Origin of the sequence: Sulfitobacter sp. CW3 (genome assembly GCF_019392245.1) — a bacterium.
Lineage (GTDB): Bacteria > Pseudomonadota > Alphaproteobacteria > Rhodobacterales > Rhodobacteraceae > Sulfitobacter.
Genome location: NZ_JAHXRL010000279.1, coordinates 1 through 266, shown reverse-complemented (window position 1 = coordinate 266; position 266 = coordinate 1). Strand labels below are relative to the sequence as shown.

The following is a 266-nucleotide window of genomic DNA, read 5'->3' as shown; positions in this document are numbered from 1 at the left end:
GCCTGACGGGCGGTTCGACCCTGACCTTCGGAGCGGCGGCGAAGTACCGATCGCGTATGGCGTTGGCGGTGGACAACACCCTCATCAACACCGCCACCGAACTGCCAGGCATGTATCAGGACGAATACTGGCTATACGACGCCCGTGTCGTCTGGTCGGACCCGGCGGATCGCTACACGGTCGGCGTCTATGGCCAGAACCTGTCGGACGAGGTCTACAAGACCGACGCCCAGGAGTTCTCGTCCATCGGCAACATCCGCACCGCC

General features: G+C 63.5%; 1 protein-coding gene. It reads left to right on the top strand.

From position 1 onward, the window contains the following. Positions 1–266: hypothetical protein (locus tag KZZ06_RS21080; protein WP_219581899.1), on the top strand; the 266-nt coding region annotated here is incomplete at both ends.